The following is a 13737-nucleotide window of genomic DNA, read 5'->3' on the forward strand; positions in this document are numbered from 1 at the left end:
ACATAGCCTTCGTAACACTTCTAGGAGCAACCACCCGGCCCCCGGCAGCGCAGACGCGCTCACCGGGGGCCGATGGTTTCCGGACCGGGAGACTCACGCCGAGGCGCCGCCGTCGGGCGTGGCCCAGTCGGTGTTCGACGGATCGAACTCCCGGCGCTCCACCAGCACCAGCCAGTTGCCGGAGTTGTCGCGGCACACGGCCTCGACCCCGTACGGGCGCTCGGCCGGCGGCTGCACGAATTCGACGCCCTTGGCGACCAGTTCCTCGTAGGCCTTCTGGCAGTCCTCGGTGCGCAGGCCCAGCCCACCCATGGTGCCGTTGGCCAGCGCACGGGCGACGGCGGTGGCCATCCCCTCGTCCAGCGGCGGGCCGGGCAGCATCAGCGTCACCTCCAGCTCCGGATGGTCCGGCTGGGCGACGGTGACCCAGCGGAACCCGCTGTCGCCCATGGTCACATCGGAGGTCTCCACGAAGCCGAGCGTGTCGATGTACCACTGCTTGGCGGCGCTCTGATCGGTCACATAGACGGTGACCAAGGACACATTGGTGATGGTTGCCATGTGTTCACGCTAGGCGTGTCCCGGCTCCGGCCGCTTCTCCGAAATTGCGGTGTCCACCGATCGTGACTCCGGCCGGTCCCGGGGTGCGGGTGCGCGGTCCGACAACCCGTGCATGAACACGAAGCAGCCCGGAATGCGCGGCGCCCCCTCGGCTGAGAACTTGGCCTGATAGGCCGACGGCGACATCCCCACCAACTCGGTGAACTTCCGGCTGAACGACCCCAGACTGGAGTAACCGACCAGCATGCACGCCTCGGTCACCGTGATGTTGGTCGCGCGCAACAGATCCTGCGCCCGCTCGATCCGCCGCTCGGCCAGGTAGGCCGCCGGCGTCTTGCCGTACACCGCCGCGAAACACCGCAGAAAGTGATACTTCGACACCCCGGCCGCCGCGGCCAGCCCGGCCAGATCCAGCGGCTCGGCATACTGCCGGTCGGCCAGATCCCGCGCCCGCCGCAGATGCGGCAGCAGATCCTGCGACGGCCTGCCGCTCATGTCCCGCGCACCCGAACGCTCATATCCCGCAACACCTCGGCCACCACGACTTCCGGTGCCGCGACCGTCATTACTCGCGACAGTCCGGCCGCCCTGCTCTGTCGCCGTTCGGACGCCAGGGCCACCATGACTTCCGATGGCTCGGTCGCCATGCCTCGCCGCGGTGTGGCGGTGTCTCGGCGACGAAGTTCGCTGACGGCTCGGTCGACCTGCCCGACAGTGAGGGTGGCTCGGCCGTGCCTCGGCCACACGACAGCCGGGGCTGCGGGTGGTTCGGCCACCCGCCTGATCGGCTCGGTCGTCGGGTTCGACATGGCTCAGGTGAACGGGGGTAGGGCGTCGAGGCGCATCGAGACGCGGCCGGCGGCTCGCCAGGCTCGGGCGGTGAGATCCGTGTCCTCGTCGGTGACCAGATTGCCCATCACGCGGACGGCGATGCGCTGCAACAGCTTCGATCGCATGACCGGTGGACCGCCGACCGGGACCGTGCGCGGGTGGGTGGCCAGGGCCGCCAGCCGCCGGGCCACCGAGAAGGTGCGGCCGTATCGGGCCCGCAACGCCTGTGGCCACACCCGGGTGAGATCCGGTTCGTCCAGCAACTGCGACAGCATGTGCCCGCCCTCGAGGCCGTAGTCGATGCCCTCGCCGTTGAGCGGATTCACGCAGCCGGCCGCATCGCCGATCAGGGCCCAGTTGCGGCCGGCGACCGTCGAGACCGCCCCGCCCATCGGCAGCAGCGCCGACGCCACCTCGCGGGCCTCGCCCGAGAACTGCCACTCGGACCGCCGCTGCGAAACATAGTGTTGCAGTAGCGGTTTCAGTGCGATGTGCGACGGCCGGGCGGCGGTGGCCAGGGATCCGACGCCGATGTTGACCCGGCCGTTGCCGAGCGGGAACACCCAGCCGTAGCCGGGTACCAGGGAGCCGTCGGCATCCCGCAACTCCAGATGTGAGGTGATCCACTCGTCGTCGCTGCGGCCGGAGTCGATGTAGGCCCGCGCCGCGACGCCGTAGGCGAACTGCCGGTGCCAGGTGCGGCCCAGTAGCTTGCCCACCGGCGACCGCACCCCGTCGGCGACGATCAGGAAGCGGCAGTCGACCGGCCGGGCCACCCCGTCGACCTGGACCGTCACCGCCGTGACCCGGTCGCTGTCGCGGGCGATATCGGTCACCCGGGCGCCGTCGACCATGCGGGCCCCGGACAGCACCGCCGTCTCCCGCAGCTTGTCGTCGAGTTCGGTGCGCGCGACCGCGCTGCCGTAACGCGGGAACGACCCGTCCGGCCAGTCGAGCAGGGCCTCGGCACCGAAACCGCACATGCGCAGCCCGCGGTTCACCGTGTGGGTGCGCACCCAGTCGCCGAGGCCCAGCTGCTCCAGCTCGGCCACCGCGCGCGGGGTGAGGCCGTCGCCGCAGGTCTTGTCGCGTGGGAACACCGCCGCATCCAGCAGTAGTACGTCGCGCCCGGCACGAGCCGCCCAGGCCGCCGCCGCCGACCCGGCCGGCCCCGCGCCGACCACCAGCACGTCGACCCGCTCGGGCAGTGTGCGCGCCGGGCTGGCAGCGCGTTCGCGTTCGGCATCCGGGGCACCCATGCGGCCAATCCTTCCAGCCCCGGCGCGCGGGTGTCGACGTGCCCACACCGATCCGCGCATTCCACACGGTGAATCCTGTGTGCAGGACCACCGTGCGGGTCGATTCCACCGCCCCCGGCGCTGTCTGATTCGTCGCAGCACCAAGGTGTTCATCCGGTCGCCGACGGGGACACGCTAGGTTCTGTGGTGTGGGGACGGACGCGGCATTGGGAGACGACATGACTGCATCGGCTGTCAGCGAGGAGAGCACGGTGGTCGCCGGGGTGGATCTCGGCGAACCCGAGCTCGCGGAGACCGTGCGTACCGGCCTCGCCGAGGTCGAGAAGCTGCTGATCAGCGAGCTGTCCGACGGTGAGGAGTTCCTGCAGGAGGCGGCGCTGCACCTGGCCCGCGCCGGCGGCAAGCGGTTCCGCCCGCTGTTCACCATTCTCACCGGGCAGCTGGGCCCGCGCCCCGACGACCCGGCCCTGGTCACCGCCGCCACCGTCGTCGAACTGGTGCATCTGGCCACGCTGTACCACGACGACGTGATGGACGAGGCGTCGATGCGCCGCGGCGCCCCGAGCGTGAACTCCCGCTGGGGCAACAACATCGCGATCCTGGCCGGCGACTACCTGTTCGCACACGCCTCCCGGCTGGTCGCCACCCTCGGTCCCGACGCCGTCCGGGTGATCGCCGAGACCTTCGCCGAGCTGGTCACCGGGCAGATGCGGGAGACCGTGGGCGCCAAGCAGTCCCAGGATCCGGTCGAGCACTACCTGCGGGTGGTGTGGGAGAAGACCGGCTCGCTGATCGCCACCTCCGGCCGGTTCGGCGGCACCTTCTCCGGCGCCGATCTCGACCACGTGGAGCGGCTGGCCCGGCTCGGCGACGCGGTCGGCACCGCCTTCCAGATCTCCGACGACATCATCGACATCGCCTCGGTGTCGGAGCAGTCCGGCAAGACCCCGGGCACCGATCTGCGCGAGGGCGTGCACACCCTGCCGGTGCTGTACGCGCTGCGTGACGAGGGCGCCGAGGGCGACCGGCTGCGCACCCTGCTGGCCCGCCCGCTGGCGACCGACGACGAGGTCACCGAGGCGCTGGAGCTGCTGTCCCGGTCGCGGGGCATGGTGCTGGCGAAGGAGAAGTTGCAGGGCTACGCCGACATCGCGCACGCCGAGCTGTCCGCGCTGCCGTCCGGACCGGCCAACGAGGCGCTGGACCGGCTGGTCCGGTTCACCGTCGACCGGGTCGGCTGACCGCGGAGCGCCGGTCCGGCCGGTCGTCACGGACGCCGCTCGCCGGCGAGAGGAACCCGGCGGCGGCGCATATCGTTGACCTCGTGTAACGCAAACGAGTAAGGGGGCGCGCGCGGCCGACAGAGAGGCGGGTCCGTTTTGCATACACACGGTTTCGGGAACGGGGTCAAGACCTTCGGGCTGATGGTCGGCCTGTCCGCGCTGATCGTCTGTGCCGGGGCGTTGTTCCGCAGCCCGACCATCCTGTGGATCTCGGTGGCCCTGGCCGTCGGCATGAACGCCTACGCGTACTTCAACAGCGACCGGCTGGCCCTGAGGGCGATGCACGCGCAGCCGGTCTCCGAGCCGGAGGCGCCGGCGATGTACCGGATCGTGCGGGAGCTGGCCACGGCCGCGCGGCAGCCGATGCCGCGGCTGTACATCAGCCCCACCAACGCCCCCAACGCGTTCGCCACCGGCCGCAACCCGCGGCACGCGGCCGTCTGCTGCACCACCGGCATCCTGCAGATCCTGGACGAGCGGGAGCTGCGCGCGGTGCTCGGGCACGAGCTCTCGCACGTCTACAACCGCGACATCCTGATCTCGTCGGTGGCCGGGGCGCTGGCGTCGGTGATCTCCGGCCTGGCCAACCTCGCCTATTTCGCGGGCATCTTCGGCGGCGGCAACCGCGACGGCGAGGGCCCCAACATCGTGGGCGTGCTGCTGGTGTCGCTGCTCGGCCCGATCGCCGCCACGTTGATCAAGCTGGCGGTGTCGCGCTCGCGCGAGTACCAGGCCGACCAGGACGGCGCGTCGCTCACCGGCGACCCGCTGGCGCTGGCGTCGGCGCTGCGCAAGCTGGAGCGGGGCGTGCAGGCGGCTCCGCTGCCCGCGGAGCCGCAACTGACCGCCCAGTCGCACCTGATGATCGCCAACCCGTTCCGGGCCGGTGAGCGTGCCGCCCGCTGGTTCTCGACCCACCCGCCGATGGCCGACCGGATCCGGCGGCTGGAGGAGATGGCCGGCGGCACCCGGCGCTACTAGCGGTAGTTCACGAACTGGAGTGCGACGTCGAAATCGCCGCCCTTGAGCAGTGCGATGACCTTCTGCAGATCGTCGCGACTCTTGGCGCTGACCCGCAGCTCCTCGCCCTGGATCTGCGCCTTCACGGCCTTGGGGCCCTCGTCGCGGATCTTCTTGGCGATCTTCTTCGCGTTCTCCGTCGAGATCCCCTGGACCAGGGTTCCGGTGATCTTGTACACCTTTCCGGAGGCGGCCGGCTCGCCGGCGTCGAAGGCCTTCAGCGAGATGTCACGGCGGATCAGCTTCTCCTTGAAGACGTCCAGCGCCGCCTTCACCCGGTCCTCGGAGGCGGCGGTCAGCACGATCTTCTCCTCCCCGGACCATTCGATGCCGGCGTCGGTGCCCCGGAAGTCGTAGCGCGTGTTGAGCTCCTTCGCGGCCTGGTTCAGGGCATTGTCGACCTCTTGGCGATCGACCTTGCTGACGACATCGAATGAGGAATCGGCCACAGTACGCTCCTGTCTGGCGGTCGGCGTTCTAGCAGAATTTCTACCCCGAACGCCGGACGCGGGTCGCCCTGGTACCCCGTATCCGTCCGGAAGGCGGTCGCTGGCCTGGCGGTTTGCAATCGGGCCAGGGGTTCGTTGTATTCTGCTCCAGCGCTACCGCAGCGCACGGCAGGTTGCCCGAGCGGCCAAAGGGAGCTGACTGTAAATCAGCCGCGCAAGCTTCGGAGGTTCGAATCCTTCACCTGCCACCGCGAGCCCCCGTGGAGTTCTCTCCACGGGGGCTCTTCGCTGCTCCGGGGTCGGTGGCACCCGCCACCCGGCCGCGGCGTCTCCGGCCCGCCGCCGGGGATCGTGCCTGCCACGAGCCGAAAAAATGTCCTCTGACCTGACGGTTTGGTATCGGGGCGGCGGAGTGTGTAACCTCGTTCAAGGCTTCAGCGCCCCGGTTTTATCGGAGCGCCAGCGGCCATGCCCCCTTAGCTCAGTCGGCAGAGCGTTTCCATGGTAAGGAAAAGGTCAACGGTTCGATTCCGTTAGGGGGCTCGCCGGATTGCCGGTGTGTGACCGACTCGGCACTCTGAGGCTGTAGAACCACAGGGCCAGGCCGCCACCCGCCGCAGTACCGTGCATATGGCGGTGTAGCTCAGGCGGTAGAGCAAACGACTCATAATCGTTGTGTCGCCGGTTCGAGTCCGGCCATCGCTACCCATATACACACTCGACCCTCGGGTTGACCGGAAAGAAGGCAAATCGTGGCCGCGAAGTCCACCGATGTCCGGCCAAAGATCACCTTGGCCTGCGAAGAGTGCAAGCACCGCAACTACATCACCAAGAAGAACCGGCGCAACGACCCGGATCGGCTGGAGCTGAAGAAGTTCTGCCCGAACTGTGGCTGCCACCGCGCCCACCGCGAATCTCGATAGAACCACCACGCGAACTGCTGCCGCACGCGACGTTCGTGGTGTGTCTGTCGCGAATATCGTCATAGAAGTGCAGAATCTGTGCCGGAGCAGGGTTTGGGCCCGCTCCGGCACTTGGTGTAAGTGCGGTAGTTATCCTCCGCCGATCCCCGGGTAGCGGGGTCAGATAGGGACAGCCTTCCGTGACAATCAACACCGAGGACACTGGCGTCATGACCGACGAGGCGACCGTGTCCGCAGAGTTCGATCCGGCGGCGAACGCGGCAGCCGCGGTCGGTCATCACTATCGGGTCGAGGACCACTACGAGGTCGGCCGGGAGAAGGTGCGCGAGTACGCGCGCGCGGTTCAGGACTACCACCCGGTGCACTGGGACGAGAGCATCGCGCGCGAGTACGGCTACGACGGCCTGCTGGCGCCGCTGAGCTTCATCTCCCTGGTCGGCATCCTGGCCCAGCGGAAGCTGTTCGAGCACGTGGTGACCGGTTACGACCTCAGCCAGATCATGCAGACCGACCAGATCCTGGAGTTCCACCGTCCGATCCGGGTCGGCGACCATCTGCTCTGCGACGTTTATCTACACTCCTTCCGGCAGGCCTTCGGCGGCGACATCATCGTCACCAAGAACATCGTGACCTCCCGCGGCGAGCTGGTGCTCACCACCTACACCACCCTGATCGGGCGCAGCGGCACCGATATCGATCCGAACCTCACCGACGCGGTCCGCAACGTGCTCATGCAGGGCACTCCCGAGGCGCCGGGCGACCCGCACAGCGCGCCGCCGGTCACCGCAGTCATCGAGGATCTGCACGCGCCCGCGCCGGTGATCTCCGGCCACACGCTGCGGTTCGAGGACGTCGCCGCCGGGCAGGAGCTGTCGCCGCGGACCGTCCGGCTGACCCGGGGCGATCTGGTCAACTACGCCGGTGTCTCCGGCGACCCGAACCCGATCCACTGGAGCGACGGCGTCGCGAAGCTGGTCGGCCTGGACGACTGCGTCGCGCACGGCATGCTCACCATGGGCCTCGGCGGTGGTTTCGTGACGTCCTGGCTGGGCGATCCGGGCGCGGTCAAGGAGTACAACGTCCGCTTCACCAGCCCGGTCTACGTGCCCGCCGACGCGGCCGCGGAGATCGAGTACACCGGCAAGGTGAAATCGGTCGATCCCGAGACCCGGACCGCCGTCGTCGCCATCGTCGCCAAGTCGGACGGTCGTAAGATCTTCGGGCGCGCCACCGCGACCGTTCAGCTCAGCTGAGTCCTCGCCTGACCTGCGAATTGCCCCGGGTACGAGCCCGATTGGCCTTTCGCGGGGGCGGTGACGTAGACTCGGGCATCTGGGGTTACCAGCCGCTGCGCGCTGCTCTGAGAGGGGCTGGTTCCAGGCGGACTCGGGAAGTCGAGTTCTGCCGGGGCCGGCAACCGCGGGGCGGCGCGTGTGTTGTGTAACACTGGGAATACAACTGAAAAAGATAGTGCTGGATAACCAAGGACGTCCAGCCGAAGGGGCGTAGCTCAATTGGCAGAGCAGCGGTCTCCAAAACCGCAGGTTGCAGGTTCAAGTCCTGTCGCCCCTGCACTGGATGCCAGCGACGACGAGAAAGGATCGACGTGAGCGACGAGCGGGACATTCGCCACGGCGCGCGTGCGTCGGACGAAGGCGATGGCACCGCCGCGGTGAGTCGTCCGAGCGGTAAGCGATCCGCTCGGCGGTCTCGTACGCAGTCGTCGTCGAGCGTCGACACCGGATCGGTCGCCACTCTCGAACGGACCCGGCCGCAGTCGGCATCCCGGAAGACCTCCACCTCGGCGAGTACCAAGGCCGAGAAGTCGGGAAAGAGCGGTAAGGGCAATCCGCTCAAGCGCCTGGTGAAGTTCATGCGCGAAGTGGTCGCGGAACTCCGCAAGGTGATCTGGCCCAACCGCAAGCAGATGGTCACCTATACGAGCGTGGTGCTGGTGTTCGTGGTCTTCACGATCGCCTACATCAGCGGGTTGGACGTGGCGTTCATCAAGGGTGTCAACTGGCTGTTCGGCTAGCTGACCGTCGACGCCGGCAACCGTCCCGCCGCGAGCGAACGAGGTGGACCATCCGCCGGATTCGCCCCGGCACGCAGAGGATGTACGTGACGACACAGGAAGCGAGTGCCCAGTGAGCACCCCGGAGAACGGCACAACCGACGAATTCCAGGCAGACGACGTGTTCGTCGAGGAATCCGACGACGCCGTGGCGTCCGAGCCGGCCACCGAGCCCGCCCCTGCCGCCGACATCGAGGAAGATCCGGTCGCGGCCATGAAGGCCGCGCTGCGCCGGGCCCCCGGCGACTGGTACGTGATCCACTCCTACGCCGGCTACGAGAACAAGGTGAAGACCAACCTCGAGACCCGCGTGCAGAACCTGGGCCTGGAGGACTACATCTTCCAGGTCGAGGTCCCGACTGAGCAGGTCACCGAGATCAAGAACGGCCAGCGCAAGAACGTGCAACGTAAGGTGCTGCCCGGCTACATCCTGGTCCGGATGGACCTCAACGACGAGTCGTGGGGCGCGGTGCGCAACACCCCGGGCGTCACCGGATTCGTCGGCGCCACCTCGCGCCCCTCGCCGCTGTCGATCGACGACGTGGTGAAGTTCCTGGTCCCGGCCTCGCAGCAGCAGAAGAAGCCCGCCGCCACGGCGGCCTCCGCCGAGAGCACCGGCGAGACCCCGATCGTCAAGCCGACCATCGAGGTCGACTTCGAGGTCGGCGAGTCCGTCACCGTGATGGACGGCCCGTTCGCGACGCTGCCCGCCAGCATCTCCGAGGTCAACGCCGAGCAGCAGAAGCTGAAGGTGCTGGTGTCGATCTTCGGTCGTGAGACCCCGGTCGAGCTGGCATTCACCCAGGTCGCGAAGATCTAGTCCGGCTCCGGGGCCGATTCCGGCCCGCGCGCACGCTGCGACTACACTTGCCCGGTTGCGCTCGCTGTCTCCGTTCGTCGTCGTACGGGCGGGTGCGAGCGCGAATCCAGGAACAGGCTTACGGGAATCCGTGAGGAACCGAACCAAGGAAGAAAGATGCCCCCCAAGAAGAAGAAGGTCTCCGGGCTCATCAAGCTCCAGATCAAGGCCGGCGCGGCCAACCCGGCGCCGCCGGTCGGCCCCGCGCTGGGTCAGCACGGTGTCAACATCATGGAGTTCTGCAAGGCGTACAACGCGGCGACCGAGTCGCAGCGTGGCCAGGTCATCCCGGTCGAGATCACGGTCTACGAGGACCGTTCGTTCGACTTCAAGCTGAAGACCCCGCCTGCCGCCAAGCTGATCCTGGCCGCCGCCGGTGTGCAGAAGGGCTCGGCCGAGCCGCACCGGAACAAGGTCGCGCAGATCACCATGGACCAGGTCCGGGAGATCGCCAAGACCAAGCAGGAAGATCTGAACGCCAACGACATCGACGCCGCGGCGAAGATCATCGCGGGCACCGCTCGCTCGATGGGTATCACCATCGCCGAGTAGTCCACCCGGACTCACTCAGGTGGGAGGGCCGGCCAGGCCCGACAACCACATCTGAACTACTCGAGGACAGAGAATCATGGCAAAACGAAGCAAGGCTTATCTCGAGGCGGCCGCCAAGGTCGACCGCGACCAGCTCTACGCGCCGCTGGCGGCCGCGCGGCTCGCCAAGGAGACCGCGACCACCAAGACCGACGCGACCGTCGAGGTCGCCGTCCGTCTCGGCGTCGACCCCCGCAAGGCCGACCAGATGGTCCGCGGCACCGTGAACCTGCCGCACGGCACCGGTAAGACCGCCCGCGTCATCGTGTTCGCGGCCGGTGAGAAGGCCGCCGAGGCCGAGGCCGCCGGTGCGGACGCCGTGGGCGCCGAGGACCTGATCGAGCGGATCCAGGGCGGCTGGCTCGATTTCGACGCCGCGATCGCCACCCCGGACCAGATGGCCAAGGTCGGCCGCATCGCGCGCGTGCTGGGCCCGCGCGGCCTGATGCCGAACCCGAAGACCGGCACCGTGACCACCGATGTGGTCAAGGCCGTCAACGACATCAAGGGCGGCAAGATCAACTTCCGCGTCGACAAGCAGGCCAACCTGCACTTCGTGATCGGCAAGGCCTCCTTCGACGAGAAGAAGCTGGTGGAGAACTACGGCGCCGCGCTGGACGAGATCCTGCGCGTGAAGCCCTCCACCGCGAAGGGCCGCTACGTCAAGAAGGTGACGATTTCGACGAACACCGGCCCGGGCATCCCGGTGGACCCGAACCGCACCCGCAACCTCACCGAAGAGGACGCGTAGGCAGTAGACCTTCGAGGGCCGGTACGGATTCCGTACCGGCCCTTGTTGTTTCGAAAGCCTGCCGGCCACCGGCTCGTCCGTTGTGTTCCGATCGCTGTTATGTCAACTCATTACCGACCCAGCATGTAAATTGATCGCATGAGCCGCCGTACCGTGCACATTCCCTACGTGCTGGAACGGGACGAAGACGGCGTCTGGTGTGCAAGTGCCACTGTTCGACCAGGGGTGGGGGCGGTCGGTGACGGAGATACCCCGGAAGCTGCGCTGGCAGATTTGCGCGAGGGCTTGCTGGTGCTTTTCGAGGTGATCGACCCTCCGGCCGAGATGGCGCTCGAACTCGACGTGGCGTGATCGGGATGTCCGTCCAGGACTTGATCGACCTGCTCTGACCCGTTTTGGCAGACGGGCAGGGCTCGAGCTATTCTGATCCGTGGTCGTCGACCTGTTCGGTGGCCAACCCCAATCGTTCTACCGAAGACCGTTGGTCGCTGCCGCGAGGTAGCTGAAGGTCCGGCGATATTGCCGGCGGCCCACGCAGGGAGAGCCGAGGTCGGGAAACAGTTGCAGACCGGCACCGTATCGGTGTGGTCGCCACGTTTTCTTCTGCGCCCCGGGATGCCCTGCGTCCGGGGCGTTAGCTTTGTCGCCGGGCAGTCTCCTCCGGTGTCGGTAGGCCGAATACGTACCGACACATCCAGAGAGGAGGCGAAGTATGGCAAAACCCGAGAAGGTCACCGCGGTCGCGGAGATCACCGAGCAGTTCCGCAGCTCCACCGCCACCGTGGTCACGGAATACCGTGGTCTGTCGGTCGGCAAGCTGACCGAGCTGCGCCGGTCGCTGGGCGCGAGCGCCACCTACTCCGTCGCCAAGAACACCCTGGTCAAGCGCGCTGCCGCCGAGGCGGGCGTGGAAGGCCTGGATGAGCTGTTCGTCGGCCCGACCGCCATCACCTTCATCGAGGGTGAGCCGGTCGACGCGGCCAAGACGCTCAAGCAGTTCGCGAAGGACAACAAGGCCCTGATCATCAAGGGCGGGTACATGGACGGCAAAGCGCTGTCCGTGGCCGAGGTCGAGCGGATCGCCGACCTCGACTCGCGCGAGGTGCTGCTGGCCAAGCTGGCCGGCGCCTTCAAGGCCAAGACCGCGCAGGCCGCCGGCCTGTTCAACGCGCCCGCCTCGCAGGTCGCCCGGCTCGCCGCCGCCCTGCAGGAGAAGCTGGCCGCCGGTGCTCCGGCGCCCGCCGACGCCGACGCCGCGACCGACGCTGCCGCCGAATAACCCCCATTACCTCTCCTCGCGCGGCACGCGCCGCGACGGGGATACCCATCGGAAGGAAACATCATGGCCAAGCTGTCCACTGAAGAACTGATCGACGCCTTCAAGGAGCTGACCCTGCTCGAGCTCGCCGAGTTCGTCAAGGTCTTCGAGGACACCTTCGAGGTCACCGCTGCCGCGCCGGTCGCCATCGCCGCCGGCGGTGCCGCCCCGGCCGCCGCCGAGGCCGTCGAGGAGCAGGACGAGTTCGACGTGGTGCTCGAGGGCGCCGGCGACAAGAAGATCCAGGTCATCAAGGTGGTCCGTGAGATCGTCTCGGGCCTGGGCCTGAAGGAGGCCAAGGACCTCGTCGAGAGCGCCCCGAAGCCGATCTTGGAGAAGGTCGCCAAGGAGGCCGCCGAGGCCGCCAAGGCGAAGCTGGAAGAGGCCGGCGCCAAGGTGTCCGTCAAGTAAGGACGCTCGATCGTCGCTGCGGGCGGTTCCCTCCGGGGAGCCGCCCGTTCCGCATTTCCGGCAAAGTCAACGTGCCCGGAAACAGATTCTGCGCGGCGTCGATTGTGGCTTTTACCAGTGCCGACGCCGGAATAAAGAGTAAAACACTAGTACTTACCCGCCGGTCAGGTAGGGATAGGCTTGACGACCGGTATGCGATACAGTGGCCGAACCCAGTGCGGCGCGTCACATCACTCGTTTCGTTCGGTAAGAACGTGCCGAGAGCAGTCGCGCGGGACCGTTGGAACAGTGTGGAGGTTGACGTGGGCGTCGAGGTCAGAACAGAGGGCGTGACCAAGTCGTTCGGTTCACAGCGTATTTGGCAGGATGTCACCCTGACCCTGCCGTCCGGGGAGGTCAGCGCGCTGCTCGGCCCCTCCGGTACCGGTAAGTCCGTCTTCCTGAAATCGTTGATCGGTCTGCTGCGTCCCGAGCGCGGCTCCATCTATATCGATGGCACCGACATCACCACCTGCTCCAACAAGGAGCTGTACGAGATTCGCAAGCTGTTCGGCGTGTTGTTCCAGGACGGCGCCCTGTTCGGCTCGATGAATCTCTTCGACAACGTGGCATTCCCGTTGCGCGAGCACACCAAGAAGAGCGAATCCGACATCAAGAAGATCGTCATGGAGAAGCTCGAGCTGACCGGTCTGCTCGGCGCCGAGGGCAAACTGCCCGGTGAGATCTCCGGCGGTATGCGCAAGCGGGCGGGCCTGGCTCGGGCGCTGGTGCTGGACCCGCAGATCATCCTGGTCGACGAGCCCGACTCCGGTCTGGACCCGGTGCGCACCACCTATCTGAGCCAGTTGCTCATCGATATCAACTCGCAGATCGACGCCACGATCCTGATCGTCACGCACAACATCAACCTGGCTCGTAGCGTCCCCGACAATATCGGCATGTTGTTCCGCCGCCGGTTGGTCATGTTCGGCCCACGCGAGGTGCTGCTCACCTCGGAGGAGCCGGTGGTCAAGCAGTTCCTCAACGGTCGCATGATCGGCCCGATCGGTATGTCCGAGGAGAAGGACGAGGCGCAGATGGCGCGCGAGCAGGCGCTCGCCGACGCCGGCCACTACGACAACGGCCACGAGGAGATCGAGGGCATCGTCCCGCAGATGAAGGCCACGCCCGGGATGCCGCCGCGGCAGGCCGTCGAGCGCCGCCGCGCCCGGGTCCTCGAGATCATGCACACGCTGCCGCATCCGGCTCAGGTCGCGATCCGGGAATCCATGGAGCAGAACGGCGATACGCAGGTACTTCCGGCCTATACGAGCAACCCCTCAGACTATCCGGGAATGATCTAGTAACCCTGGTATGACGTAGGGCAACTAGCGGGTAACATACGCAATCGTGAACAACACCCTGACG

At 67.3% G+C, this 13737-nt stretch carries 16 protein-coding genes and 4 tRNA genes; 16 read left to right on the top strand and 4 right to left on the bottom strand.

What is annotated here, in order from left to right; all coding sequences use genetic code 11:
- Window positions 1-93 precede the first annotated feature (93 nt).
- The 3 genes from LBW94_RS36150 to LBW94_RS36160 form a co-directional block, all read right to left on the bottom strand.
- Entirely contained in the window at window positions 94-561 is a 468-nt protein-coding gene (locus LBW94_RS36150; RefSeq protein ID WP_225058419.1) for a VOC family protein, read from the bottom strand.
- Between the two features lie 9 nt (window positions 562-570).
- Entirely contained in the window at window positions 571-1056 is a 486-nt protein-coding gene (locus LBW94_RS36155) for a helix-turn-helix transcriptional regulator (RefSeq protein WP_225058418.1), read from the bottom strand.
- Window positions 1057-1373: 317 nt separating this feature from the next.
- Entirely contained in the window at window positions 1374-2651 is a 1278-nt protein-coding gene (locus LBW94_RS36160; RefSeq protein ID WP_225058417.1) for a geranylgeranyl reductase family protein, read from the bottom strand.
- A 218-nt stretch (window positions 2652-2869) separates the two neighbouring features.
- Here LBW94_RS36160 and LBW94_RS36165 point away from each other — a divergent pair, with 218 nt between their 5' ends.
- Together LBW94_RS36165 and htpX are read left to right on the top strand one after the other, a co-directional pair.
- Entirely contained in the window at window positions 2870-3892 is a 1023-nt protein-coding gene (locus tag LBW94_RS36165) for a polyprenyl synthetase family protein (RefSeq protein WP_225058416.1), read from the top strand.
- Window positions 3893-4030: 138 nt separating this feature from the next.
- Complete coding sequence (gene htpX, locus LBW94_RS36170) at window positions 4031-4915, top strand: zinc metalloprotease HtpX (protein WP_225058415.1); 885 nt, start codon at window positions 4031-4033, stop codon at window positions 4913-4915.
- Here htpX and LBW94_RS36175 read toward each other — a convergent pair.
- Entirely contained in the window at window positions 4912-5403 is a 492-nt protein-coding gene (locus tag LBW94_RS36175; protein ID WP_225058414.1) for a YajQ family cyclic di-GMP-binding protein, read from the bottom strand. The two genes, htpX and LBW94_RS36175, sit on opposite strands and share 4 nt — an antisense overlap.
- Window positions 5404-5570: 167 nt before the next feature.
- On the opposite strand from LBW94_RS36175, the gene LBW94_RS36180 reads away from it, so the two are divergent.
- From LBW94_RS36180 to LBW94_RS36245, 14 genes are all read left to right on the top strand, one after another.
- Window positions 5571-5651 (top strand) — tRNA-Tyr (locus tag LBW94_RS36180).
- A gap of 222 nt (window positions 5652-5873) precedes the next feature.
- A tRNA-Thr gene (locus LBW94_RS36185) sits at window positions 5874-5946 on the top strand.
- An 89-nt stretch (window positions 5947-6035) separates the two neighbouring features.
- A tRNA-Met gene (locus LBW94_RS36190) sits at window positions 6036-6108 on the top strand.
- A gap of 47 nt (window positions 6109-6155) precedes the next feature.
- Complete coding sequence (gene rpmG / locus LBW94_RS36195; RefSeq protein WP_019932641.1) at window positions 6156-6326, top strand: 50S ribosomal protein L33; 171 nt, start codon at window positions 6156-6158, stop codon at window positions 6324-6326.
- 209 nt (window positions 6327-6535) lie between these two features.
- Window positions 6536-7579 (top strand): fused (3R)-hydroxyacyl-ACP dehydratase subunits HadA/HadB, encoded by a 1044-nt coding sequence (locus tag LBW94_RS36200; RefSeq protein WP_225058413.1) that lies wholly within the window; start codon window positions 6536-6538, stop codon window positions 7577-7579.
- A gap of 246 nt (window positions 7580-7825) precedes the next feature.
- Window positions 7826-7898 (top strand) — tRNA-Trp (locus LBW94_RS36205).
- Between the two features lie 34 nt (window positions 7899-7932).
- Window positions 7933-8361 carry a preprotein translocase subunit SecE gene (gene secE / locus LBW94_RS36210; RefSeq protein WP_225058412.1) on the top strand — a complete coding sequence of 143 codons (429 nt, stop codon included), beginning with the start codon at window positions 7933-7935 and terminating at the stop codon, window positions 8359-8361.
- A 112-nt stretch (window positions 8362-8473) separates the two neighbouring features.
- Entirely contained in the window at window positions 8474-9220 is a 747-nt protein-coding gene (gene nusG, locus LBW94_RS36215; RefSeq protein WP_416277021.1) for a transcription termination/antitermination protein NusG, read from the top strand.
- A 156-nt stretch (window positions 9221-9376) separates the two neighbouring features.
- Window positions 9377-9811, top strand: a complete 435-nt coding sequence (gene rplK, locus LBW94_RS36220; RefSeq protein WP_225058411.1) for a 50S ribosomal protein L11 — start codon at window positions 9377-9379, stop codon at window positions 9809-9811.
- Window positions 9812-9887: 76 nt separating this feature from the next.
- Complete coding sequence (rplA, locus tag LBW94_RS36225) at window positions 9888-10601, top strand: 50S ribosomal protein L1 (RefSeq protein ID WP_153347520.1); 714 nt, start codon at window positions 9888-9890, stop codon at window positions 10599-10601.
- 138 nt (window positions 10602-10739) lie between these two features.
- Entirely contained in the window at window positions 10740-10952 is a 213-nt protein-coding gene (locus tag LBW94_RS36230; protein WP_225058410.1) for a hypothetical protein, read from the top strand.
- A gap of 361 nt (window positions 10953-11313) precedes the next feature.
- Entirely contained in the window at window positions 11314-11880 is a 567-nt protein-coding gene (rplJ, locus tag LBW94_RS36235) for a 50S ribosomal protein L10 (protein ID WP_225058409.1), read from the top strand.
- A 63-nt stretch (window positions 11881-11943) separates the two neighbouring features.
- Window positions 11944-12330 (top strand): 50S ribosomal protein L7/L12, encoded by a 387-nt coding sequence (rplL, locus tag LBW94_RS36240; protein ID WP_225058408.1) that lies wholly within the window; start codon window positions 11944-11946, stop codon window positions 12328-12330.
- A gap of 302 nt (window positions 12331-12632) precedes the next feature.
- Window positions 12633-13673: an ABC transporter ATP-binding protein gene (locus tag LBW94_RS36245; RefSeq protein ID WP_225058407.1), complete on the top strand. Its 1041-nt coding sequence runs from the start codon at window positions 12633-12635 to the stop codon at window positions 13671-13673.
- Window positions 13674-13737 lie beyond the last annotated feature (64 nt).

The organism is Nocardia sp. alder85J (assembly GCF_020176955.2).
GTDB lineage: Bacteria > Actinomycetota > Actinomycetes > Mycobacteriales > Mycobacteriaceae > Nocardia.

Bases quoted from the DNA above. Each gene is read 5' to 3' on its own strand.
- rplL (WP_225058408.1), top strand. From the start codon at position 11,944: ATGGCCAAGCTGTCCACTGAAGAACTGATCGACGCCTTCAAGGAGCTG.
- LBW94_RS36160 (WP_225058417.1), bottom strand. From the start codon at position 2,651: ATGGGTGCCCCGGATGCCGAACGCGAACGCGCTGCCAGCCCGGCGCGC.
- rplA (WP_153347520.1), top strand. From the start codon at position 9,888: ATGGCAAAACGAAGCAAGGCTTATCTCGAGGCGGCCGCCAAGGTCGAC.
- rplJ (WP_225058409.1), top strand. From the start codon at position 11,314: ATGGCAAAACCCGAGAAGGTCACCGCGGTCGCGGAGATCACCGAGCAG.
- LBW94_RS36230 (WP_225058410.1), top strand. From the start codon at position 10,740: ATGAGCCGCCGTACCGTGCACATTCCCTACGTGCTGGAACGGGACGAA.
- rplK (WP_225058411.1), top strand. From the start codon at position 9,377: ATGCCCCCCAAGAAGAAGAAGGTCTCCGGGCTCATCAAGCTCCAGATC.
- LBW94_RS36155 (WP_225058418.1), bottom strand. From the start codon at position 1,056: ATGAGCGGCAGGCCGTCGCAGGATCTGCTGCCGCATCTGCGGCGGGCG.
- LBW94_RS36165 (WP_225058416.1), top strand. From the start codon at position 2,870: ATGACTGCATCGGCTGTCAGCGAGGAGAGCACGGTGGTCGCCGGGGTG.
- LBW94_RS36200 (WP_225058413.1), top strand. From the start codon at position 6,536: ATGACCGACGAGGCGACCGTGTCCGCAGAGTTCGATCCGGCGGCGAAC.
- LBW94_RS36150 (WP_225058419.1), bottom strand. From the start codon at position 561: ATGGCAACCATCACCAATGTGTCCTTGGTCACCGTCTATGTGACCGAT.